The following is a 20,745-nucleotide window of genomic DNA, read 5'->3' as shown; positions in this document are numbered from 1 at the left end:
CTTTTCTTTGTCTTTATAACAGTAGTACGGTATAATAAAAGTTTGAACCAGAAGAGCATAACCGCGGTGTACAATTATTTTTATTACAATTGATGGGAGATATAGCATGAGAATTTTGTTCATCGGCGATATAGTGGGGTCGGTAGGTCGCAAGGCCGTAAAAGCCTGCCTGCCAAGATTAAAGACGAAGCTGAATCCAACCTTTATAATAGCCAATGGCGAGAATGCAGCAGCGGGAAGAGGAATCACAGCGGCCATCACAAAGGAATTGTTCGAGCTTGGAGTTCATGGTATTACAATGGGCAATCATACGTGGGATCAAAAGGATATATTCGATTTTATCGATGATGAGGATCGGATGGTAAGACCGGCTAACTTTCCAAAAGGGACGCCTGGCAGAGGCTTTACGACAATCAAAGTAAAGGACCAGGAGCTGCTGATTATTAATTTGCAGGGACGTACCTTTTTGCCTCCATTGGATTGTCCTTTTGAGAAAGTGGATTCAATCCTTGAGTCCCAGAAGAAGAAGCATAAATACGTGCTTGTAGACTTCCATGCGGAAGCAACCTCTGAGAAGCTTGCAATGGGCTGGCATTTGGACGGGAAGGTGTCTGCAGTAGTTGGGACACATACCCATGTTCAGACGCATGACGAGCGTCTCCTGCCTTCAGGAACGGCATATGTGACGGATGTGGGGATGGTTGGTCCTCAGGATGGGATTTTGGGCATGGAGAGAACAGCGGTTATGCAGAAATTTAGAACGCAGCTTCCGGTCCGTTTTGTAGTTGATGAAGGCAAGTGGCATTTTCACGCGGTTTGTATTGATTTAGATCCTATAAGCGGTTTAGGCAAAAAAATACAATTAATTCGGATGGATGAGGATCAATTACTTTTTGAGTAAAATGAGCCATTCAATAATAAATAACTGATAATTCTTAATTATTAGAAAATTCGATCTTCGGGATGAAGGAATTAACTGCAAAATTCTAGAATATGAATAGTACTGGAAGCAATCCATCATTCCCGAGGAGGTACTTTTCATGGATGTATTAAAAGTTTCAGCAAAGTCTAATCCTAACTCCGTAGCCGGCGCACTAGCAGGGGTATTACGTGAGCGTGGTGCTGCCGAACTGCAAGCGATTGGTGCCGGTGCTCTTAATCAAGCTATTAAAGCCGTTGCAATCGCTCGTGGATTCGTAGCTCCCAGCGGGGTTGATTTGATTTGTATACCAGCATTTACAGACATCGTGATTGATGGAGAAGACCGCACGGCTATTAAATTGATTGTGGAGCCAAGATAGCTCAGCTTTCATTATAAGTTTCATAGTAAGCGCCTGTTTACGTTGTAAACAGGTTTTTTTATTTGCAGTTCTAAGGAAACGCCGTATATCCTTCATACGTAAAATTTAGAGGGGGAAGTTAAATGGTTATCATTGATGGTCATTGTGATGTGTTATGGAAAATGTATGAGAATCCGCTGATCGATTTTTATGCTCCTCAACAAGCTGAGCTGGATGTTAACTATGAAAATATGATGAAGTCGGGAATTAAGATTCAATGCTTTGCCATTTACTTGCCGGAGTCCATTAAGCAGCCTAAATTCGATGATTACTTGGAGTACATAAATATTTTTTATCAGAAGATCGCAATAATGGATAAATTGACCGTAATCAAAAACCAATCCGACTTGCAGCAGGTGATGAATGGGACGAAGGTTGGAGCTATTCTTACATTAGAAGGTGCAGACGCTATTAATGATCATTCGTTGTATACGCAAATATTATTTCGTCTTGGTGTCCGTATGATCGGAGTAACTTGGAACTACGCGAATTGGGCGGCGGATGGAATATTGGAAGCAAGAAAAGGGGGATTTTCAAAAAAGGGAAAAAGATTTATTAAAGAGTGCAATGATTTGGGCATAATATTAGATGCCTCCCATTTATCGGTTCGTTCGTTTTGGGATCTTGCAGATCATTCGAAAAAGCCTTTCGTAGCAACACATTCGAATGCATACGCAGTGTGTCCACATCCGAGAAATTTGAATGATGATCAAATACGTGCTTTAATTACTAGGGGAGGGCGAATAGGAATTACGTTCGTACCTTGGTTTGTTAGTGATAAAGGGGACGCTTCTATTTCCCGACTAATGAAGCATATAGAGCATGTGTGCGCGCTGGGCGGAGAAAAACAGGTAGTATTAGGCTCCGACTTTGATGGATTTAATATTAAGATGCCCGGCTTGGAGCATGCAGGTCAACTGGATAATTTGGCGCAACAGCTTTCCCGGTATTACAAGGATCAAATAGTGGAAAACTTCTTGTATCGGAACTGGTTGACGTTTTTTGAAACGAGTTTACCCATTTCATAAACGCTTACATCTGTCTTGGATATGTATAATAGATAAACCAATCTCAATTTGATATGGATATCATCTAAAAATACTATGTTTGTTTTATTGAAAAGCACTTGCTTTTTATCGCTTAAAATCATAAAATTTGGTTGACAACTGAAAGAAATTTTTTATCTAAATATTAAGTTTCTTTTAAACATAAGTTGATCAGTTGCAAAGTCAGTGACTATCAAAAGGAGTGGACAACGGTGATTAGCCAATTATCTTGGAAGATCGGAGGACAACAAGGGGAAGGTGTTGAAAGTACCGATAAAATATTCTCGACGGCATTGAATCGTCTTGGATATTATTTGTATGGGTACCGCCATTTCTCCTCTCGTATTAAGGGGGGACACACCAATAACAAGATCAGAATCAGCACAAAGCCAATTCGTGCTATTTCCGATGATCTGGACATCCTTGTTGCATTTGACCAAGAAACAATCGATTTGAACGCATTTGAGCTGCGTGACAACGGTGTAATCGTTGCAGACGCCAAATTTAATCCTGTTGTACCTGAAGGAATTAAAGCTCGCTTGTTCCCGGTACCGATTACCGCTATCGCTGAAGAGCTAGGAACTTCACTATTTAAGAATATGGCTGCTTCCGGCGCATCTTGGGCTTTGCTAGGCTTGCCGCTGGAAGTGTTTAATAAAGCAGTTGAAGAAGAGTTCGGACGTAAAGGCGCGGCTGTTGTTGAGAAGAACATTGAAGCAGTTCGTAAAGCGGCTGAATTTATTTTGGAAGCTAATGGCGGACCATTGCTTGAGTTCCAATTGGAGCCTGCTGACGGTAAGCAGAAATTGTTCATGATCGGCAACGATGCAATCGGTCTTGGTTCTCTTGCAGGGGGATGCCGTTTCATGCCTGCATACCCAATTACACCAGCGTCTGAGATCATGGAATACTTAACCAAAACCCTTCCTAAATTCGGCGGTGCCGTAATTCAAACGGAAGATGAAATAGCGGCTGTAACGATGGCAATCGGAGGCAACTACGGTGGCGTTCGTACAATGACAGCATCCGCAGGTCCTGGTCTATCCTTGATGATGGAAGCAATCGGCCTTGCCGGTATGACCGAAACTCCTATTGTTATTGTGGACACTCAGCGTGGAGGTCCAAGTACAGGTCTTCCTACGAAGCAAGAACAGTCCGACTTGTATGCTATGATTTATGGTACACATGGTGAAATTCCAAAAATTGTGCTTTCCCCATCATCGATTGAAGAGTGCTTCTACGATGCGGTTGAAGCTTTCAACTTGGCTGAGAAATACCAATGTCCTGTAATTTTACTTACTGACTTGCAGCTATCACTCGGTAAACAATCCTGTGAAATGCTGGATTATAATAGAATTCAAATTGACCGCGGCCGCTTGGAGCAAGGCGAGCTTCCGGAAAATGAGCCTAACAAGCTGTTTAAACGTTACGAGTTTGCTGAGGATGGAGTTTCTCCTCGTGTTATTCCGGGCCAAAAGCATGGGATTCACCATGTTACCGGCGTAGAGCATGACCAAGAAGGCCGTCCATCTGAAAGCACGGATAACCGTAAGAAAATGATGGATAAGCGTATGGAGAAATTAAAGCATGTAAAAGTAACGAATCCTATCCTTATCGATGCACCTCATGAAGAGCCAGAACTGCTGATCATTGGCATGGGTTCAACTGGTGGAACAATTGATGAAGCAAGAACTCGTCTGGAAGCAAAAGGAATTAAAACTAATCATGCAACTGTACGTCTGTTGCATCCGTTCCCGGCTGCAGAATTAGAGCCTTTTATGAGTAAAGCAAAAACTGTTGTTGTTATTGAGAACAACGCTACGGGTCAATTAGCTTCCTTAATCAAATTGAACGTAGGTCATGCAGACAAAATTAAGAGCTTGCTTAAATATAACGGTAATCCATTCTTGCCGGCAGAAATTACTACATTTTGTCAGGAGCTGAACCTTGTATGGCAACATTAAAAGACTTTCGTAACAATATTAAACCTAACTGGTGCCCGGGATGCGGAGACTTTTCCATACAAGCGGCAATTCAAAGAGCGGCTGCTAACGTAGGTTTGGAGCCTGAGAATCTAGGTATCGTTTCCGGTATCGGATGCTCCGGCCGAATTTCTGGTTACATTAACGCTTATGGCTTCCATGGTGTTCATGGTCGTTCACTTCCAATCGCTCAAGGCTTGAAAATGGCTAACCGCGAGTTGACGGTTTTAGCTGCAGGCGGCGACGGCGATGGCTTCGCAATTGGTATGGGTCATACCGTTCATGCGATCCGTCGTAACATCAATATTACTTACATCGTAATGGATAACCAGATCTATGGTTTGACCAAAGGCCAAACTTCTCCAAGAAGTGCTGAAGGCTTCAAAACAAAAAGTACACCTGCCGGTTCAATCGAATCTGCACTGTCTCCGTTAGAAGTAGCTTTGGCGGCTGGCGCAACCTTCATTGGTCAATCGTTCTCCAGTAACTTGAAGCAGTTGACTGCTTTGATCGAAGCTGGAATGAAGCATAACGGCTTCTCATTCATCAACGTATTCAGCCCATGTGTTACTTTTAACAAAGTAAACACGTATGACTGGTTTAAAGAAAACATCGTAGACTTGGAAGAAACTCCTGACTACGATCCATCCAACCGTGTCATGGCGATGACTAAAATTATGGAAACCAATAGCTTGCTTACAGGCTTAATTTATCAAAATACTACTAAAACAAGCTATGAAAATCACGTTCCTGGTTTTAAAGAAGAAGGAATGTCCAAACTTAACTTGAAAATCTCTGAACAAGAGTTTGATAAATTGGTAACTGAATTTAAATAGATTTTCAATCCAAAAGCATATGGCTGCTTGCCATATGCTTTTTTCATAGAGAAACGATATAATAAAAATCAGAAGAATCAGCATTTCTTAAATTAATACAATCTGAAATAGTATGAGGTGTATGTGATGAAGCAAGTACCGATTGGGGTATCAGCCCGACATATTCATTTATCTGAGGAGCATATTGAGCTGTTGTTTGGAAAAGGACATCAATTGAAGGTGCTCAAAGATCTGTCACAGCCAGGTCAGTATGCCGCGGAAGAAACGGTAGCGGTTGTTGGACCGAAGGGGAAGTTCGAGAAAGTGCGTATTTTGGGTCCGGCGCGAGGAAGTACACAGTTGGAGGTTTCGCGGACAGATGCTTTTTTATTAGGTGTGAACCCGCCGGTTCGTGAATCAGGAAATACAAATGGAACTCCAGGGATTCAGCTAATTGGACCTGCGGGAGAGGTTACTCTTGCGGAAGGGGTTATCATTGCAGCCCGACATATTCATTTTCATACCGATGATGCCGCTAAATGGGGGATAGTCGATAAGCAGCTCCTTTCAGTTAAAATTATGGGTGAAAGATCGTTAATATTTGAGCAGGTGTTGGCGCGTGTATCCGATCAGTATGCGCTTGATATGCATATCGATACGGATGAAGCTAACGCGGCTGGTGCTAAGACAGGGGATATGGCTCTGATCTTATCGTAAACGACGAAATCTGTTACATAGAAGCACTCCACATTACTCATTGTGGAGATTTTTCATTTTAATAATTTGTGCGGATTTCGCCTTTTTATAGCACTTGGATTAAGTTAAGAAAAAATGCTATAATTTATTGTCAGACTATAAAAAGAGAATTTTGTTTATATAGAAGGAAGGTGCAACATTGCCTAAAGAAACGAAGGATTATGAGAAATATTTCCAACCTCCTTCTCTCACTAATGCAAAAAAGAGAGGAAAAGAGGACATTCAGGTTCATTATGATTTCGGCATTCCTGAAGAAATGACTGTTTTTGGGAAAGATAAATATTATTATATCCAAACCTACGGCTGCCAAATGAATGAACATGATACGGAAACGATAATGGGACTTTTGGAGCAAATGGGTTACCAGTCAACCGAGGATCGGCGTCAAGCTGATGTCATTCTGCTGAATACATGTGCGGTACGAGAAAATGCTGAGGATAAAGTGTTCGGTGAATTAGGGCATCTAAAGCATCTAAAAATCGAAAAGCCTTCGCTGGTGCTCGGCGTGTGCGGCTGTATGTCACAAGAGGAAGCCGTAGTTAATCGTATTTTAAAGAAGCATCCGTTCGTTGATTTAATATTTGGAACCCATAACATACACCGCCTCCCATTGCTGTTAAAAGAAGCTTTTTTCAGTAAAGAAATGGTAATAGAGGTGTGGTCTAAAGAAGGCGACATCGTAGAGAATTTGCCGAAGAAGCGTGAAGGAATTAAGGCTTCTGTAAACATAATGTATGGCTGTGACAAATTCTGTACGTACTGCATTGTTCCTTACACCAGGGGCAAAGAACGCAGCCGTAAGCCTCAAGATGTATTAGCTGAGGTTCGGGATTTGGCAAGACAAGGTTTTCAGGAAGTTATGCTGCTCGGTCAAAATGTAAATGCATACGGGAAAGATTTTGAGGACAGCAATTATCGCTTCGGGGATTTGATGAATGATATTTCCAAAATTGATATTCCTCGTGTTCGTTTCACGACTTCGCATCCTAGAGATTTCGATGATCATCTAATTGAAGTTTTATCGAAAAAAGGAAATCTGGTGGAGCAAATTCATTTGCCGGTTCAATCGGGCAGTAATGAGATTTTGAAACGGATGAGCCGTAAATATACGCGTGAGCATTACTTGGATCTCGTTGCCAAAATTAAGCAAGCCATTCCTGATGCCAGTTTAACTACGGATATTATTGTCGGTTTCCCGGGCGAGACTGAAGAGCAGTTCGAGGAAACGTTGTCTTTGGTTAAAGCGGTCAAATTCGATGGTGCTTACACCTTTATTTATTCACCGCGTGAAGGTACCCCTGCCGCAGATATGGCGGACGATGTACCGATGGAAGTTAAGAAGAACAGGTTGTACCGTCTGAATGACATTTTGGGGCAGTTCAGCAAGGAATGTAACGATAATTATAAGGGACAAATTCTTGAGGTACTAGTTGAAGGTGAGAGTAAGAATAATGCGGAAGTTCTAGCAGGACGGACGCGTACGAATAAGCTCGTGCATTTAACGGGACCGAAGGAATTGATTGGCAAGGTCGTTCCTGTTAAAATAACGGATGCTCAAACCTGGTATATCAAGGGTGACTGGGTACCTGCAGCAGTAGCCAACTAATTCATACATTTCAAGGAGCGTGAGGAAGCAATGTCAGGAAACCATAATCATGACCATCATGATAATCATATGCAATGCAGCGATATGGAGCATTATACCAATACAGAAATGATCGTAAGAGAAGATATTTTATCAAAAGCCAAGGAATTAGCTGATCTAATCTCAACCTCAAATGAGGTACAATTTTTTCAAAAGGCTGAAGTTCAAATTTCATCCAACGATCAAATTCAAACGTTAATTAGCGCAATCAAAAAGAAACAAAAAGAAATTGTTGCTTTCGAATCGTTCCAAAATGCAAAAATGGTTGCTAAGATTGAAAAGGAAATTGAGGAGCTGCAGGATCAATTGGACTCGATACCTATTGTTAATGAGTTCCGTCAATCCCAAGAAGATATTAATTATTTGCTTCAGCTTGTCATGTCTGTAATCCGTGATACGGTTTCAGAAAAGGTGACTGTAGAATCTGGCGCTTCTGAATAGTCTATTTTAAAATAAAAAAACTTATAAGCCGTCTTGCATCGGATTTTCGATGAGGGCGGTTTTTTAGCATTTTATGGTATAGAAATAAGAAAATAAAGGATACTAAATGCAGCGAAGCACTTAGGAGGAAACAGCGTTGGTAACCACTAAAACACCCGGGCCAAAAGGATTGCTGATTACTGGTAATTTACTGGCTTTTCGTAAGGATCCGCTTGGTTTTCTGATCAGAACACAGCAGGAATTCGGAGCTGTCGCACATATGCGATTTGGCCCGGCACGTCATTTGTATTTGATCAACGACCCGGATCTTATTAAGGAAGTACTTATAACAAAGCAAAAATCGTTCCAAAAGGCAAAAGGGCTGCAGATAGCCAAGGCGGTTGTTGGAGAAGGGGTGTTAACTAGTGAAGGAGATGCACATTTACGCCAACGCAGGCTGATGCAGCCATCCTTTCGCAAAGATCGTATAAGTAAGTATGCAGATTCTATGGTTGAGTTGACCTATGAGCTTCTAGAAGGCTGGGAGGATCAAACTGAGCGCTCTATAACGGACGATATGATGAAGCTGACTTTGAATATTATTACTCGGACGATGTTTGGCACAAGCTTGAAGGGAGGGTTGCATGATATAGGACAAGCGGTGGAGGTTGGGATGAAATATGTGAGTAACAAAGCTTCTTCCATCTTTGACATCCCGGAGAGCATACCGACAAAGCGCAATTTGGAGTTTAAGGAGGCGGCCAAGAAGCTGGATGACGTCATATTCGGAATTATAGAAGAGCGCAGAAACAATCCTGATACGAATGGTACCGCTGATGACCTGCTCTCCATGCTGCTTGCCGCTAAGGATGAAGAAGATGGAACCGGCATGACAGATCAACAGGTACGTGATGAAGTAATGACCATCTTCCTGGCGGGCCACGAAACTACAGGAAACACTCTTTCATGGACCTGGTACTTATTGTCAACTTATCCGGAAGTAGAATACAAATTGTGGCAGGAGCTTGATCAAGTGCTTGGGGGCAGGAAACCGACCATTGACGACCTTGGAAAGCTTGATTATTTGCAGCAGGTGATATGGGAATCTATGAGGTTGTATCCCGCTGTATGGGTAATAAATCGGGAGGCGACTGAGGAGGTCGAAATTGGAGAGCACAAGTTTAAGCCTGGTGATACTTTAATGATGAGTCAATTTGCTATGCATCGCAATCCGAAATACTATGACCACCCGGAACAATTTATCCCGGAACGTTTTGCTGGCGGGGAACTATTGAAGCGAATTCCACAATTCGCGTACTTTCCTTTTGGTGGAGGTCCAAGGGTGTGTATTGGCAATAACTTTGCACTTATGGAGGCGGCTTTGATTTTAGCCACGATTGGCAGCCGGTATAAACTTAGCTTAGCACCTAATCACCCGGAGGTGGAGCCTGAGCCTCTCGTTACGATGCGGCCCAAGCTAGGCTTAAAGATGATCGTAGCGGCTAGATAAAGGGATCAGGCTCGGATGGTTACTTGTGTACCAATAGATACGAGTTTGGATAAAGTCAGGACATCCTCATTATACATACGAATGCAGCCGTGAGATACCTCGTGACCGACTGAAATAGGTGAGTTAGTTCCATGAATCCCATAGTGAGGCCGTGAAAGTCCCATCCAAAAGACGCCGAAAGGTCCTCCTGGATTTGGGACTTTATTAATGATCGTATAAATTCCAATAGGGGTCTTGGTTAATTCCTTTCCAATACCTATTGGGAATCCTCGAATTACCTTATTGTCATCCAAAAGATAGAGCATTCGATCTGATAAATCAACAATGATCCGCCTCACCGTAATTCACTCCTTCTCAGAGAACTAGTAATACTCAGTGTTATATATATCGAATGGAAACTTCCCGGTAGGCTTTGTTGAGCTTCTTTTTGCGGATTTTAATTTGTAGGATACCTTCTTTATAAGTGGCCCTAGCTGTGCTCGGAATAACAAGGCAAGGCAGACGAATGAGCTGGTGTTTTTTATTGTCAAGCATTTCTTCAATTTTAATAAGATCCGTCCTGACCTTTACAGCCGGATTGTTTTCATAAGATATAGGCGTTTTAACAATAACATGATAATGGGTTTCAAACACTTCTGCTTTACTTCGTACACTTTTCTTGACTTCCTGTTTGGGCATAGTTTTCTCAAGTATGTTTTGAACGTATCCTTCGATCCAGGAAGTATCCTTCAATAAATCCATTTGTTTGCTAGTTGGCAATGCTGGCAGCTTACTGCCTAGCAACGTTTCAATTTCATGCCATTGAGACGGTTTGTTATTATTTCCTTTGTCGGCCATCATGCACCGCTCCTCTCCGCCCAGTTCTCTTTTATTTATATGTAAGTGGTCACTCTCTTGATACAATAAGGAATTTTGATACAGGTATAAAGTAGCCTATAGGCGTATGCTGACATACACTAACCTATGAATGGAAAAAGGAGAAGTGTCTATGCCGTCAATTGTAGGTAACATCAAAGTAATAAGCGTAGGCAACGGTTCAATCGTACAAATAGGTGATGCTGTGCAGCTCTCGCCTTCCAGCAGTTCCAAAACGTTTGCGGGAGCGGGATCATTTAACGTAGGTGATTTTGCGCACACGAACAATGCGATCAGCAGTACAATTACTAATGATCAAGACGAGGAGGATTTGGGCCAAACCAACGTTGGGAATCAGGGGGTCGTTTAGCATGAATTTAGTCGTTAATCAAAACATAGTGATACATCAGTTGAAGGTAAATAATGTAACGAACTCTTCGGTACTCCAGATTGGTACAGCCGGCTTGATTAAACCTCTCTCTAATATATATAATTCCGGTGGTTACACGCAGCCAGCAGCTGAAAGCGATGCTTCGGCTTCGGTTGTTTCCCTCGTGCCTTTGCCTAAACCATCATAAGTTGATGTGAACAACTGTATCGATAATGGGCTAACACCCACTTCACTTCCTTTGCATAGGATGGATGGAGGAGGTGCTGTGATTATGAATTTTTGGCAGCAATGGGCTCAATATATTCATCAAATGCAACGAGAGATGGAAGTGCAGTCTAGAAAGATTGTCGAAATGGAAAAATCTATAGTTGCCTTGCAAACTTCCATGGTTGCTTTGCAGACGGAGATGAAAAGCTGGAAAGAGCAGAAACGGATTCATATTGATAAGGTGGAATATAAATTCGATCAATTGAAAGTGGAGAAGCTGGATGGAACCTTGAACATAGGGGTAACACCGGGTGCCTTAGAGGATATAGCCGTGAACGGAAGCAGTGTAACTACGGAGTATGAGGCTGCTAAGGATGCGGATATAACGCAGATTGATTCGAAGATTAAATCAGGGGCGGAGCTGCCAAATGAGCTTGCCAGAGAATTGAAGATATATGTAGAGAAGCAGGTTCCCAAGCAATTGGGAGTGCTTCAAGCTCAATATGGTGAGCAGTTAGATTCATGGCATCAGAAAATGATTGTTGAAGATTTATTGAAACAAACGGATGCACGTATAGACTATTATTTACGTCAGATGACTCCCGGAGCGACTGTTGATCAGTTATCTTCAATTCAGGATGCAGTGCTTTTTAGAACACAGAATGATATCAGGGCTGCTGTTGACAGCTATTATAATAAATTTATTAGCAAGAAAGCGGGCGAATCATGAATATCCAAGTGACAAATAAAATGTTATCAGTTGGTGATGTAAGAATAATCGGGGTTTCGAGCTCGTCTGTTTTTTTGATTGGAGATACCGAGCAAATCATATGCTCTTCTATTTTTGATACACCTCCGGAACCTGTAATTGTCGGAGGTAATTTTTACTTGTCTCCTGAGGAAAAAAAGGAGAATAAGAAGGAAGAAAAGAAGGAAGAAAAGAATGAAGAAACGAATGAAGATAAGCAGGAAGATGGGGATGGGGATGAGGAAAAAAGCTCATGATCCGAGAATCCGTTGTGAGAGAAGTGAAAGTAAATACGGTATCGCTAGCATCTATATTGCAGGTCGGAGATAACAAGCTGATAAAACCTGTTTCCAAGGCATTGGCTGTTCAAAGAAACATATCCATGTTTAAGGGTGATGAGGGCAACTTTGATGATTTTGGTATTTTTTCAAGAGATCTTCCACTGCCATTAACAGAAAATGAGTCAGTCAAGGTTTCATTTAATAATAACTGCAGTAGAATTCAGGTTGGGGGAATTTTTGTAGATGGGATTGCGGCTGCTTCTGTTCTTCAAATTGGCAGCAATAAGAATATACAAGCCGAATCGCGTATTAAGCATATTCGGCAAGTTATTAATGGAGAGTAGATTAAGCATTGTTGTTCGGTTCATTCTCTTCTGCGTATGCGATAAGAACGATATTTTCATTGGCGTTAGCTCGTATGCGCTCCTCCAGCTGTTTAATTTCAGTTAAGATTTCCGGTGAAAGTTGAGCGACAGAATATTGAGGGATCATAGTATCCTCCTATACACATATTTACAACTATTTTGTCCATTTGTATGTTATGTTAAGCTTAATTACTTAAAAAATTAGAGAGGGGCGATAAGTAATGAGGCCTCCTTATTCTATTGACCATAGGCCGTGGCCTTTACCGAAAGGTTCTTGGATAATGATGCAATCCTGGCTTGATTTGTTGTTCGCCCATTGGCCAGTACGCTACGATCATCTGCGTGAGCTAGTTCCGCCAGGACTTAAGCTTGATACATTTTATGGCGATGCGTGGATTAGTATTGTACCATTTCGAATGAACTCCATTCGATTGCGCGGCTTGCCGCCAATTCCTTATACAAGTGCTTTTGCTGAGTTGAATGTAAGAACGTATGTTACGGTGGGGGACAAGCCAGGTGTCTATTTCTTTAGCTTGGATGCTGCAAACCGGTTAGCGGTCATGGCGGCAAGACGATTTTTTTATTTACCTTATTTTAATGCAAGTATGAAGCTGGAGGAAAGGAAAGGAGTCTATAATTATGTCAGCCATCGAACGGATAAGCGGGGAGCCTCAGTTTCGTATGAAGGTATTTACTCGCCAGTTTCGCCCGCGTTCTACAGCAAACCTCAAACTTTTGAACATTGGTTAACTGAAAGATATTGCCTCTACAGTGTTGATAAGAAAAATCATATTTGGCGTGGAGAAATACATCACCTTCCTTGGACACTGCATGCTGCCGAAGCTGAATTTAAGATCAACACGATGGCTTCCGGTCAAGGAATTAGAGTTCTGGATACGAAACCGCTGCTTCATTTTTCCAAGCAGTTAGATGTACTAATATGGCCCATTTCCAGGGCAGGTAGCGAATAATGGGCTGCTGTATTTATTTGTCTGAAATTTTCAGGTGTAACGAGTTGCAATAAGGCAAGTACATATGGTATATTCAAATTCCGGTTGATTAATATCATATTTTGCGGTCGTGGTGGAACGGCAGACACGCCATCTTGAGGGGGTGGTGTCCCATGGACGTGCGGGTTCAAATCCCGCCGACCGCATATGGATTTAAAACGTGGAAACCCTTGGTACATAAGGGTTTTTGTTGTTTTTACTTAACAGTAGTGAGTAGGATCGTCTACAGATTTCTTGATATTTGTCCTTCGCGATAGCACGGTGGTAACAATAAAAATAGCAGCCATTGAAGCTCTGATGAAGCTTCAATGGCTGCTATTGCTTTATCAGTTTCCTTATGTTTGAAGATCAATTTACCAATTCCGTCGGCAGCATCGATTTGCATGTTAGGGAATAAGTGAGAGTACAGGTCAAGTGTGATCTGAATGGATGAATGCCTAAGTCGCTCGGATACCACTTTAGGATGGACATTATTCTTCAGTAGAAGGGAAGTATGCGTATATGGTGGAGATCGTGGAATGTGATCTTCCTCATACTGGATTTATCCCTCAGCCTATTCCAAAGTTTACCTAACCAAATCATTATTGGTATACAATTCCTTTGCATGCCACTTATCCTGGATGATGAGCTTCTTGTGTTGTTTAAGCATCGCTATGGTTCCATCATCGATCCTGATAGAGCGGATACTGCATTGAGTCTTTGGAGGTCCGAACTCTTTGCCATCATGATTTAGACTTTGCCTTACAGTGATCATTTTACGATTAAAGTCAACATCCCTCCAACGAAGTCCAAGAATCTCTCCCTGACGCATCCCAGTCATTAGTGCCAGCAGAAGGGCAATATAATATCGATTTTTCGTTCCCTGTTGGAGTTGCAAATGAATTTTGTAGGCTACGTTAGTCAATTTCCAATTTCTTGTAGGTTTGCTAATACCACAAATAGTGAATGCGCGGGGAGTCTCTTCTAATGTAAGGACTGTGGAAAACATCGACAGGAACAGACAAGCATTTTCGTTAATTTAATCACAATCAATACCTTCGTGTCTTTGGAATCGCAATCCTCAATCCGAAGAAACGAGGAAGGAGCAATATCTGTTTTTCGAGCAAGTTCATTAATTGAAATCTATGGCTGGATTGCGGGTGAGCGTCGATTCTTCTTCATCATGTGCATCCTTGATGTGTTTGACCGTACCATTATTTCATATCATCTGGGCTTAACCTGTGAGGCGAAAGATCTGGTTCAGATCACGCAGGAGGCCCTCATTCATGTCTTTGATAACATTCAGCCACCAAAATAGAATGAAAGGATTCAAGGTGCCGAAGAGAACAGAAAAGAGACGCTTAAAGGCATTCCCACTAAGCCTAATTTAGACCGTGATGAATTTCCAATGGCGATGTGTCTCGAAGGTGGGGAAGATGCAGGTATTAAGTACATAAACCCTTCTGACAATCGAGGAGTTGGATCTTTGCGTTAGTTAATCAACTGGAGAAGTATTCAGATGGGACAAAGGTTAAGTTTGTTGTAAAGTAAGAATGAGTTTACAGCTTGGAGGTGTTGTTATTTGAATACTTCGCCAAAATAATATTCATCTGCACGAGTAAAGGAAATTATTCGATATTTTAATCTAAGGTATGAATCTGAGGTTAGAACTACCAAAGAAGTAATAAGTAAATTTGCAGAAATTTTAGACGAAAATTATCGTCGCAATAAACTTATTGAAAATGATGTTCGGAAACAAGTTTACAATGCTATTAACACTATGTGAACATTTTAAAATCAATTTAGAAGGTATTGATGAATAAAAAATGATGATAATACTATAGTCTTTTTTAGCTCAATTAATTTTTGCTTCTTAATTTTCTGGTAAAGTCCATGCATGATCTCGATCCCTGAGTGTAAGAAGTTTGGGATATGAATTCATGCTAAAGTACTTAGACAATCACTTTGTTGGCACCCAAAAGGGTGCTTTTTCTTATTTTGTAAAAGGATCATATGTTTGGAAGGTGTAGGGAAAATATTGGCGAATAATGTATAATTATAGTATAAAAGTCATAGGGCTTAAAACGATGGGGTAAGATATAAAACATAACAACTAATCATTTTAGCCATTATCCAAGCGATTATTTCATTATGAACTTAAGTTTATAAGAGGGAAGCGGGGTGCAGAATTGGATTATGAATCAAACCAACCAGAACCATTAAAATCGAGAAAATCTTCAAATGTGCCTGGTCAAAGTCTGGGTTACTCACTTCAGCATACTCGGTTTATGGCAAAGCTATTAACCGCACAGAAAGGTGATAGTATAAGTTTAGAGGTATTCGAAGATGTAGGGCTTGAGGATAAGCAAGGGAACAAAACGTATGAGCAAAGTAAGAGTGTAGGCTCCGAGGGGAATCCTATAGCAGACCGTTCTATAGATTTATGGAAAACATTTAGTAATTGGATTGATGCTGCGAAGAGAGATGGTATAAATGATAATCATAAATTTGAAATCTATGTATCTCGTAAAAAAGAAGGGAGAATTTGCGAAAGTTTTTCAAAAGCAAATTCTATTGAAGAAGCAATTGAAGCCGTCGAAAATGCCAGACTATTTCATTGGGGAGCAAAACCAGAAAACCTTTTGAAAGAAACAGTCGCTAAATCCATAAGCACTTATGTTGATAATTTTATGACCTGTGACAGCAGTGTTCTAGCATTAATAATTAAAAATTTCACTGTAAGTTTTGGAAGCGGGAGTCCACAAACAGACCTACTCAGCTTACTGAGGGGAGCGTTGGTTCCTGAAGTTTTCCTGGAAGATGTTTTGTATCGAGGCTTAGGTTGGATTAAACGACAGACGGACTTACTTTTGGAAAAGCAAGAACCAGCAGTCCTGATGTACGATAATTTTCACTTAGAAATGACAGCCTATGTTGGATTACTGAACAATAGTAAAGTATTGTCAAGTAGAGATGAAGAGATAAGTGAGGATTTAATTCAATTGCATTTGTATAACAGTGTGTATATAGAACAGCTAGCCATAATTGAATGTGACTACGAAGATAAACTTTGCGCTGTCAATGATTACCTCAGAGCTTACAATGATAGATCGCATTGGAGTGAGTTAGGCATTATCCATAGAAAAAGCCTGGATTCTTTTGAAGCATTGTTAATGAAGACATGGAACAACTTAAAGAAAATTATTGAGATTAAAAACGATACGATACAAGAAGTTAAAAAGGGCGAATTACTCTTCCGCGAGTGTTCTAACTATAATCAAAAGTTACAAGGATTAGATGTGCCAGAACACTTTACTTCTGGAAGTTTCCACTCATTATCAAATGCAAAAGTTATGGGCTGGCATCCTAGATATAACGAATTGCTCAAAACAAGGGTTTTGGAGGAGGGGAATTAAGTGGGGGTTCTTGATCGAGAAATAAATTTAATACAAAATGCAGCACTAGGAGCAACCCTTCTCTGGCGATTTGTAAGTGGTTTCAGTAATGGTAGTGAAACAAAAGAAAGTACTCCTATCCCATTATTATATATCGTGTTACCAATGATTTACCATCATGAAACTTTAGATTTAATCTCAACAACCCAAAAACCTTCAGGATTAAGAATGTTCGCAGATAAATTTTATATTTCAAAAAACTCTATGTCGGACATTTTGTTAACTATCCACCAAAGAGCTATAGATTTCAAAGAAGTTACAACAGAATCTATGCGACTGGCTTTATCTTCAAGGCTAATAGCGTTTAATATCGAAAAAGGAGCTGTTATTCCCTTAAGCAAAGCGGCTCCTAAATTAGGCATCCCAGATTCAATAAAGGAGATGCACAAAGCGGCTGAAAAGCTAGGTTTTTGGTGTTCACAATTAACAATACATGAGGTATCAACAATTCTGAAAGTGGGGTTCTAAACTATGTTTTTTCAAATCAAGGAAATAATCCTTTGGCCTAAAAACATAACATATCCTCCGCAAAGGGTAACATTTGAACTCGGTAAGGTTAATATTATTAGTGGAGCTTCACGTACTGGGAAATCTGCTATTATACCAATTTTAGATTACTGTCTCGGTTCCGATAAATGTTCGATACCTGTAAACACTATAAGGGATGCTTGCGAATGGTTTGGTGCTTTGATTAGTACTCCATTTGGAGAAAAGTTACTTGCACGGAGGGAACCTGGTTCTCAAAAATCAACTGGAGATATGTTTGTTCTAGAAGGTGCTGAGATTATTATTCCTAGAGAAATACCAGGCAAGAATAACGATGTAAAACGAGTTAAAAGAATGCTTGATGAACTTGTGGGCTTAACAACTTTAGATTTTGACGTTGAAGACACAGGTAATAATTTCAAAGGTAGACCGAGCTTTAGAGACCTAGCAGCATTTAACTTTCAACCTCAAAATATTGTGGCCAATCCAGATGTTGTTTTTTATAAAGCTGATACCTATGAACATCGAGAAAAACTTAGAAATATTTTCCCATATGTTTTGAATGCTATTTCGCCTGATATTATGGCTAAACGACATGAGTTAGAAGCTTTAAGAAAAGAATTACAGAGGAAACAGAAGGAATTGGATTCGATAAAGCAAGTATCTTTAAGGTGGATAGCGGAACTTCAGTCTAGGGTATCAGAAGCCAAAGAAATTGGTTTGATAAGTTCAGATGTAATAATTTCAAATAATAGAAACGATTTGATTGAGTTGCTCCGAACGGTAGTAAACAGTACCGTGTTTGAAGTTCGTATAACTACAGAAACTATTAATGAAGCGGTTGATGAGTTATTACAACTTCAAGAGGAGGAGAAAGAAATTTCATTGGAATTGTCGAAATTACGAAAAAGATATTCAGAAATGTCTCAACTTAAGCACAATTCAAAACAATATCAAGGGTCATTGAATATCCAAAGAGATAGATTAAAGGTATCATCATGGCTTTCTGAGATAAATAATCCTGATCATGACTGTCCTGTTTGTGGGAATACGATAGATGAAACAGAGATGCTAAATGAACTTAATAAAGCTTTACTAGCAATTGAAAAGACAGCAGGAGAATTTAATAGTGTTCCTGCTTCTTTTGACCGTGAATTAGAAAGAGTTAGGGGTGGGATTAGGCTCTTAACAGAAAAATTAGAAGCTATAAAAATTAGACGAAGTTCATTGGACCGCTCTTCAACACAAGTGCGTAATCGGCAATATGAAGCCTTAAAAGTCTCTCGATTTATTGGAAACCTAGAGCAGTCACTTATGACTTACGACAACCTAGGTGCTGACGGTGATCTATCGACTGATATACAGAGCTTGAAAGATCGTGTCAATTCTCTTGTCCAAGCAGTGTCCGAATCCAATATTGAAAATAAAAAGAAAAGAGCATTGGAAATAGTGTCTTCGAATGCTTCAAGGTTATTGCCTATGTTGGATGTTGAAAGGCCTGATGATCCGATATTTTTATCTGATAATAATCTTTCGATTTATGTTAAAAGTTTAGACAGAGAGGACTATCTATGGGAAATCGGTAGTGGATCAAATTGGTTATCCTATCATATTGCTATGACATTGGGCCTACAACAATTTTTCTTGAGTATTAAGGAAAGTCCAATTCCATCATTTATTGTCTATGATCAACCGAGTCAGGTGTATTTTCCGAAGCGGCTTGCTACACCTAAAAATGCAAGCGATCAAATCGACGATTTTGAGTTTAAAGACGAAGATGTTGAAGCTGTAAAAAAAGTATTCGAAAGTTTCTCTCACGTAGTCAAGAAGAGCAAGGGTAACTTACAAATCATAGTCTTAGACCATGCAAATGAAAGTGTGTGGGGGGACATAGACGATGTTTACTTAGTCAAGGAATGGCGCGGCGGAGAGAAACTTGTTCCAGAAGAATGGCTAAATAATTAGCAATGAGAAGGAGGGGGAGTACCGATAAAGGCGAGAGTCCAAAATTATCAACAATTTTTGTTAGGCCAATTGAAGTTGTAAAACGTCGGTGTTACAAGCACTTCAAAATCTGAATCATCCAAACGATGTTGAGTGTTCATATGATGTATAATTACCAACTACATTTAAAACAATCTTATGGAGGTTCAAATGGGGGGTAACCGCTTTTGGGAATTTTATTTGGTTCGATACTTACTGGGGACCATATTTGGAATAATGATATTATTTTTTTTGGTTATAAATTACAATGATCAAATTACAGCCTCTTTTTTAAACAGTGGAGATTCTATAATAGAGAAGTTCAAAGCTGATGATAAACCAACAGTTAAGCAAATGCTTGAGAAGGATAATCAGCTAGATGTTGTTCGGATGCTTAATGATGAAGATAAGATAAGAGCGAATCTATTTAGTTTATTGTTTAATATAACTTACGATGTAAAGAAAGATGATGTTAATGTTATTTTAAGAACGTTAGGGAAAGATAATTTTTTTCCATTAAATGATGGTAGAACTATTGTATTAAAGCAAACAGGCTTTCCAGTCTTAGCAGCAATAATTTTGGCTGTTTCTGGTTTCTTATATATGTATTTCTCAAGTATGCTCATTTTAATTTTACATGGTGTCCGCAAAGTTTTGTTTGATTATATGAACAAATTAAGTGAAAGTAAGCTTTTTACTCTGAAAAAGCAAGATAGGTTAAAAACTATAGCTTTAATCCTTGCCTTCCTTGTATTATTATTTTGTTTTAATTGGAGACATGTCATTAGCATTACTTTCATTATTGTTTTTTGTATTGGTTTTATGATGAAATACACGTCAATTCATCAATTTTATGAAGATTTAAGCTCGATTAGAGCAATGACAAAATACAAGGAAGATAGCAGTCTAATTAATATCGAAATGATGGAGATCAAACAAGCCAGCTACCTTAAGACAAGCTATCTTCAGCCTAAGTTGTTTAAAGGTGATTTGGCAAACAATAACGAAAAAACACAAGATGAAAATAGGGAGTATATAGAATCATATAGGCATTTGCGTGAGCATGGGAATGCCTTTGGTATTATTGTTTGTGAAATAGTATTTGCGTATTGGCTTATTATATGGGACTTTTCATACTGGGCAATTGTTTATTGGTGTTTATTAGGCTCTACATCATGGATATTAGGTACTTACTTAGAAATAGCTAGAGTACCCTTTAAAAGAAAAATCAAAAGTGCAATAAGCTTGAAATAGATTCTGACTATTCGTCAGTCATTTCTAACCGCGGCGAGAAAACACGGTACAAGCCAAGTGCCATGCTGACCATAACACAGTAGCCGTTCAGACTGTGCATGAACTGATGGCGGCAAATAAGCAAGCTCCCAAGTTGTAGGAATACCATTTTTGGAAGATCCATTATTGGGTATACCAGATTTCCAACCAATCATGCTACCCTTCCTAAAGCAAATCA

The 20,745-nt window shown here is 40.0% G+C and carries 22 protein-coding genes, 1 tRNA gene and 2 pseudogenes; 21 read left to right on the top strand and 4 right to left on the bottom strand.

What is annotated here, in order from left to right:
* The first annotated feature begins 106 nt into the window (after positions 1–106).
* The 9 genes from NV381_RS05900 to NV381_RS05860 all read left to right on the top strand — a co-directional run bounded on the left by NV381_RS05900 (position 107) and on the right by NV381_RS05860 (position 9,514).
* On the top strand, positions 107–901 hold the full coding sequence (locus tag NV381_RS05900) for a TIGR00282 family metallophosphoesterase (RefSeq protein WP_258212340.1): 795 nt from the start codon (positions 107–109) through the stop codon (positions 899–901).
* 139 nt (positions 902–1,040) lie between these two features.
* Positions 1,041–1,301, top strand: coding sequence for a stage V sporulation protein S (locus NV381_RS05895; protein ID WP_025335291.1), 261 nt, complete (start codon positions 1,041–1,043; stop codon positions 1,299–1,301).
* A gap of 122 nt (positions 1,302–1,423) precedes the next feature.
* Positions 1,424–2,368 carry a dipeptidase gene (locus NV381_RS05890; RefSeq protein WP_258212339.1) on the top strand — a complete coding sequence of 315 codons (945 nt, stop codon included), beginning with the start codon at positions 1,424–1,426 and terminating at the stop codon, positions 2,366–2,368.
* A 230-nt stretch (positions 2,369–2,598) separates the two neighbouring features.
* A complete protein-coding gene (locus NV381_RS05885) occupies positions 2,599–4,350 on the top strand; it encodes a 2-oxoacid:acceptor oxidoreductase subunit alpha (RefSeq protein WP_258212338.1) in 1,752 nt (583 codons plus the stop codon).
* Positions 4,338–5,204 carry a 2-oxoacid:ferredoxin oxidoreductase subunit beta gene (locus NV381_RS05880; protein WP_258212337.1) on the top strand — a complete coding sequence of 289 codons (867 nt, stop codon included), beginning with the start codon at positions 4,338–4,340 and terminating at the stop codon, positions 5,202–5,204. Before NV381_RS05885 ends, NV381_RS05880 begins: the two co-directional genes overlap by 13 nt.
* Positions 5,205–5,330: 126 nt before the next feature.
* Positions 5,331–5,900 (top strand): phosphate propanoyltransferase, encoded by a 570-nt coding sequence (pduL, locus tag NV381_RS05875; RefSeq protein ID WP_258212336.1) that lies wholly within the window; start codon positions 5,331–5,333, stop codon positions 5,898–5,900.
* Positions 5,901–6,078: 178 nt separating this feature from the next.
* Positions 6,079–7,545: a tRNA (N6-isopentenyl adenosine(37)-C2)-methylthiotransferase MiaB gene (gene miaB, locus NV381_RS05870; RefSeq protein ID WP_258212335.1), complete on the top strand. Its 1,467-nt coding sequence runs from the start codon at positions 6,079–6,081 to the stop codon at positions 7,543–7,545.
* 84 nt (positions 7,546–7,629) lie between these two features.
* Positions 7,630–8,025, top strand: a complete 396-nt coding sequence (locus NV381_RS05865) for a RicAFT regulatory complex protein RicA family protein (protein WP_258212493.1) — start codon at positions 7,630–7,632, stop codon at positions 8,023–8,025.
* Between the two features lie 136 nt (positions 8,026–8,161).
* Positions 8,162–9,514, top strand: coding sequence for a cytochrome P450 (locus tag NV381_RS05860; protein ID WP_258212334.1), 1,353 nt, complete (start codon positions 8,162–8,164; stop codon positions 9,512–9,514).
* A 5-nt stretch (positions 9,515–9,519) separates the two neighbouring features.
* Here the strand turns inward: NV381_RS05860 and NV381_RS05855 are convergent, their stop codons facing one another.
* Together NV381_RS05855 and NV381_RS05850 are read right to left on the bottom strand one after the other, a co-directional pair.
* Positions 9,520–9,858 carry a L,D-transpeptidase gene (locus tag NV381_RS05855; protein WP_258212492.1) on the bottom strand — a complete coding sequence of 113 codons (339 nt, stop codon included), beginning with the start codon at positions 9,856–9,858 and terminating at the stop codon, positions 9,520–9,522.
* Positions 9,859–9,892: 34 nt separating this feature from the next.
* The gene (locus NV381_RS05850) at positions 9,893–10,354 is read right to left on the bottom strand and encodes a hypothetical protein (protein WP_258212333.1); all 462 of its coding nucleotides are present in this window, start codon (positions 10,352–10,354) and stop codon (positions 9,893–9,895) included.
* A gap of 148 nt (positions 10,355–10,502) precedes the next feature.
* Between NV381_RS05850 and NV381_RS05845 the strand changes: the two genes are divergently transcribed.
* The 5 genes and pseudogenes from NV381_RS05845 (at position 10,503) to NV381_RS05825 (ending at position 12,340) form a co-directional block, all read left to right on the top strand.
* Positions 10,503–10,739 (top strand): spore germination protein, encoded by a 237-nt coding sequence (locus NV381_RS05845; RefSeq protein ID WP_258212332.1) that lies wholly within the window; start codon positions 10,503–10,505, stop codon positions 10,737–10,739.
* Between the two features lies 1 nt (position 10,740).
* On the top strand, positions 10,741–10,947 hold the full coding sequence (locus tag NV381_RS05840; RefSeq protein ID WP_258212331.1) for a spore germination protein GerPB: 207 nt from the start codon (positions 10,741–10,743) through the stop codon (positions 10,945–10,947).
* Positions 10,948–11,031: 84 nt separating this feature from the next.
* Entirely contained in the window at positions 11,032–11,697 is a 666-nt protein-coding gene (gene gerPC, locus NV381_RS05835; RefSeq protein ID WP_258212330.1) for a spore germination protein GerPC, read from the top strand.
* Positions 11,694–11,867: pseudogene (locus NV381_RS05830) on the top strand (spore gernimation protein GerPD); the annotation flags it as partial. The gene gerPC and the pseudogene NV381_RS05830, both read left to right, overlap by 4 nt.
* Before the next feature lie 101 nt (positions 11,868–11,968).
* Positions 11,969–12,340, top strand: a complete 372-nt coding sequence (locus NV381_RS05825) for a spore germination protein GerPE (protein ID WP_258212329.1) — start codon at positions 11,969–11,971, stop codon at positions 12,338–12,340.
* A 1-nt stretch (position 12,341) separates the two neighbouring features.
* Here the strand turns inward: NV381_RS05825 and NV381_RS05820 are convergent, their stop codons facing one another.
* A complete protein-coding gene (locus NV381_RS05820; RefSeq protein ID WP_258212328.1) occupies positions 12,342–12,488 on the bottom strand; it encodes a hypothetical protein in 147 nt (48 codons plus the stop codon).
* 154 nt (positions 12,489–12,642) lie between these two features.
* Between NV381_RS05820 and NV381_RS05815 the strand changes: the two genes are divergently transcribed.
* Both NV381_RS05815 and NV381_RS05810 read left to right on the top strand, forming a co-directional pair.
* Entirely contained in the window at positions 12,643–13,332 is a 690-nt protein-coding gene (locus tag NV381_RS05815) for a YqjF family protein (RefSeq protein ID WP_258212327.1), read from the top strand.
* Positions 13,333–13,435: 103 nt separating this feature from the next.
* Positions 13,436–13,517: transfer RNA gene (locus NV381_RS05810), tRNA-Leu, on the top strand.
* Between the two features lie 419 nt (positions 13,518–13,936).
* Here the strand turns inward: NV381_RS05810 and NV381_RS05805 are convergent.
* Entirely contained in the window at positions 13,937–14,275 is a 339-nt protein-coding gene (locus NV381_RS05805; protein ID WP_258212326.1) for a site-specific integrase, read from the bottom strand.
* A 408-nt stretch (positions 14,276–14,683) separates the two neighbouring features.
* Here NV381_RS05805 and NV381_RS05800 point away from each other — a divergent pair.
* From NV381_RS05800 to NV381_RS05780, 5 genes and pseudogenes are all read left to right on the top strand, one after another.
* Positions 14,684–14,901: pseudogene (locus tag NV381_RS05800) on the top strand (NucA/NucB deoxyribonuclease domain-containing protein); the annotation flags it as partial.
* Positions 14,902–15,539: 638 nt separating this feature from the next.
* Positions 15,540–16,766, top strand: coding sequence for an ABC-three component system protein (locus NV381_RS05795; protein ID WP_258212325.1), 1,227 nt, complete (start codon positions 15,540–15,542; stop codon positions 16,764–16,766).
* Positions 16,767–17,273, top strand: a complete 507-nt coding sequence (locus NV381_RS05790; RefSeq protein ID WP_258212324.1) for a three component ABC system middle component — start codon at positions 16,767–16,769, stop codon at positions 17,271–17,273.
* A 3-nt stretch (positions 17,274–17,276) separates the two neighbouring features.
* Positions 17,277–19,256, top strand: coding sequence for a DUF3732 domain-containing protein (locus NV381_RS05785; RefSeq protein WP_258212323.1), 1,980 nt, complete (start codon positions 17,277–17,279; stop codon positions 19,254–19,256).
* Between the two features lie 189 nt (positions 19,257–19,445).
* The gene (locus tag NV381_RS05780) at positions 19,446–20,528 is read left to right on the top strand and encodes a hypothetical protein (protein ID WP_258212322.1); all 1,083 of its coding nucleotides are present in this window, start codon (positions 19,446–19,448) and stop codon (positions 20,526–20,528) included.
* The last annotated feature ends 217 nt before the right edge of the window (positions 20,529–20,745 follow it).

This window comes from Paenibacillus radicis (ex Xue et al. 2023) (assembly GCF_024722015.1).
Lineage (GTDB): Bacteria > Bacillota > Bacilli > Paenibacillales > NBRC-103111 > Paenibacillus_S.
This window is presented reverse-complemented; position numbering and strand designations above follow the sequence as displayed.

What these genes read in the sequence shown, in the direction of transcription:
- NV381_RS05820 (WP_258212328.1), bottom strand. Translation starts at nt 12,488, where the DNA reads ATGATCCCTCAATATTCTGTCGCTCAACTTTCACCGGAAATCTTAACT.
- NV381_RS05900 (WP_258212340.1), top strand. Translation starts at nt 107, where the DNA reads ATGAGAATTTTGTTCATCGGCGATATAGTGGGGTCGGTAGGTCGCAAG.
- NV381_RS05825 (WP_258212329.1), top strand. Translation starts at nt 11,969, where the DNA reads ATGATCCGAGAATCCGTTGTGAGAGAAGTGAAAGTAAATACGGTATCG.
- NV381_RS05845 (WP_258212332.1), top strand. Translation starts at nt 10,503, where the DNA reads ATGCCGTCAATTGTAGGTAACATCAAAGTAATAAGCGTAGGCAACGGT.
- NV381_RS05850 (WP_258212333.1), bottom strand. Translation starts at nt 10,354, where the DNA reads ATGATGGCCGACAAAGGAAATAATAACAAACCGTCTCAATGGCATGAA.
- NV381_RS05865 (WP_258212493.1), top strand. Translation starts at nt 7,630, where the DNA reads ATGGAGCATTATACCAATACAGAAATGATCGTAAGAGAAGATATTTTA.
- NV381_RS05840 (WP_258212331.1), top strand. Translation starts at nt 10,741, where the DNA reads ATGAATTTAGTCGTTAATCAAAACATAGTGATACATCAGTTGAAGGTA.
- gerPC (WP_258212330.1), top strand. Translation starts at nt 11,032, where the DNA reads ATGAATTTTTGGCAGCAATGGGCTCAATATATTCATCAAATGCAACGA.
- NV381_RS05890 (WP_258212339.1), top strand. Translation starts at nt 1,424, where the DNA reads ATGGTTATCATTGATGGTCATTGTGATGTGTTATGGAAAATGTATGAG.
- NV381_RS05895 (WP_025335291.1), top strand. Translation starts at nt 1,041, where the DNA reads ATGGATGTATTAAAAGTTTCAGCAAAGTCTAATCCTAACTCCGTAGCC.
- NV381_RS05785 (WP_258212323.1), top strand. Translation starts at nt 17,277, where the DNA reads ATGTTTTTTCAAATCAAGGAAATAATCCTTTGGCCTAAAAACATAACA.
- pduL (WP_258212336.1), top strand. Translation starts at nt 5,331, where the DNA reads ATGAAGCAAGTACCGATTGGGGTATCAGCCCGACATATTCATTTATCT.
- NV381_RS05815 (WP_258212327.1), top strand. Translation starts at nt 12,643, where the DNA reads ATGATGCAATCCTGGCTTGATTTGTTGTTCGCCCATTGGCCAGTACGC.
- NV381_RS05880 (WP_258212337.1), top strand. Translation starts at nt 4,338, where the DNA reads ATGGCAACATTAAAAGACTTTCGTAACAATATTAAACCTAACTGGTGC.
- NV381_RS05780 (WP_258212322.1), top strand. Translation starts at nt 19,446, where the DNA reads ATGGGGGGTAACCGCTTTTGGGAATTTTATTTGGTTCGATACTTACTG.